The organism is Pseudoroseomonas cervicalis ATCC 49957, assembly GCF_000164635.1.
Classification (GTDB): domain Bacteria; phylum Pseudomonadota; class Alphaproteobacteria; order Acetobacterales; family Acetobacteraceae; genus Pseudoroseomonas; species Pseudoroseomonas cervicalis.
In genome coordinates, this window is record NZ_GG770949.1 from 1 (window position 1) to 1,551 (window position 1,551).

At 77.0% G+C, this 1,551-nt stretch carries 2 protein-coding genes and 1 pseudogene; 2 read left to right on the forward strand and 1 reads right to left on the reverse strand.

Annotated features, from left to right (window positions below; translation table 11 throughout):
- Positions 1-514, forward strand: a pseudogene (locus HMPREF0731_RS23385) (hypothetical protein); the annotation flags it as partial.
- 80 nt (positions 515-594) lie between these two features.
- Positions 595-756 (forward strand): hypothetical protein, encoded by a 162-nt coding sequence (locus tag HMPREF0731_RS24625; protein WP_007006177.1) that lies wholly within the window; start codon positions 595-597, stop codon positions 754-756.
- Between the two features lie 22 nt (positions 757-778).
- Here the strand turns inward: HMPREF0731_RS24625 and HMPREF0731_RS20665 are convergent.
- Positions 779-1,551, reverse strand: a 773-nt coding sequence (locus tag HMPREF0731_RS20665; protein ID WP_007006178.1) for a sensor histidine kinase, incomplete at its 5' end; no start/stop codon positions are given.

Genomic DNA, 1,551 nt, shown 5'->3' on the forward strand with positions numbered 1-1,551 from the left:
CCAGGCGCTGCTGCTGCACCACCTGGAGGGGTTCTCCGCCGAGGAGGTGGGCTGGGTGCTGCGGCGCGGCGCCGGCTGGGTGGCGCGGGCGCTCTCTGCCAGCTGGACGGGGCTGCGCGTCGCCGCCGGGGCGGAGGTGGTGATCCTCGAGGATGAGGCGGTCACCGCGCTCGACCTCGCTTTGCTGATGCGCGAGCTGGGGCACCAGGTGCGCGGCATCGCCAGCACCCCGCGCGAGGCCGAGCTGCTGCTGGCCGGGCCGCCGCCGGACCTGATCCTGGCCGATCTGCAGCCGCGCGGCACCTGGCTGGCGCCGCCGCCGCGCGTGCCGGTGATCTATGTGACGGCGCGGCCCGAGGCGGCGCCGCAGGGGCTGCGCGGCACCGGGCCGCTGCGCCACACCGAGTCCGGCGCGCCGGTGCTGGTGGTGACCAAGCCGTTCAGCGTCGGCCTGCTGAGCATGGCGGTCTACGACGTGCTGGCGGCGGCGGCACGGCACCGCCCGGCGGGCTGAGGCGCGCTCTGCAACCCTTGGCCGGCCGGCGGGGTTGCTGGGGCACGGGCGGCGGACCGCCCGCAGGCAGGAGAGCCAGCATGGCCGAACAGGATTCCAAGCAGAAACCCCAGGCGCCGGAGACCGAGAAGGATCTGGACAAGGCGCTGAAGGACAGCTTCCCGGCGAGCGACCCGCCCTCCACCGCCCAGCCCGGCAGCGCCACCGGCTGGGAGCCGGCGGAGAAGAAGACGCCGGGCTGAGGCGCCGCCCGGCCCGGGCCGGTCAGCCCCGCCCCTCGCCGGGCGGGGTTTTCTCATGGCCATCGCGCGGGAAGCGCAGCCGCAGCCGGGCGGGCGGCCCGGCCTCCAGCAGCAGGCTGCCCTGCAATTGCTGGGCGCAGGATTGCAGCACCAGATGGCCGAGCCCGCCCTGGCCGAAGGCAAGGCCGGCGGGCAGGCCGCGCCCGTCATCCTCCAGCAGCAGCTCGGCCCCGGCCGGCTCGGTTTGCAGGCACAGCGCCAGCCGGCCCGGCGCGCCGGGCGGCCAGGCATGGCGCAGCGCGTTGTCCAGCGCCTCGCACAGCGCCAGGCCGAGCAGCAGGGCGCGGTCGGTGGCCAGGGCCAGCGGCGCGATCTCGGCCCGCAGCACCGGCCGCGGCCGCCGTGCCGAGGCGGCCAGCACCGCGCGTGCCAGCCGGGGCAGGTAGTCCTCCAGCCGCACCGCGCCATCGGCGGCGTCGGGGTAGAGATCGGCATGCACCAGCGCCATGGCCTGCACCCGGCGCAGCGCCGAGGCCAGGGCGGGCGCCGCCGCCGGCGCGGCCTGGCGCTGCTGCAGCCGCAGCAGGCTGGCCATCAGCTGGAAGTTGTTGCGCACGCGGTGGACCAGCTCGCGGTTCAGCCGCTCCTGCCGGGCCAGGGCGGCGTCGCAATCCAGCCGCGCCTGCTTGCGCGCGTCGATGTCGAGCAGCAGGCCCTGGTGGAATCCGCCCGGCCCCGGCTCGCCGGCCAGCTCCAGCCAGCGCGTGCCGCCGCCGGGCCGCAGCGCGCGGAACT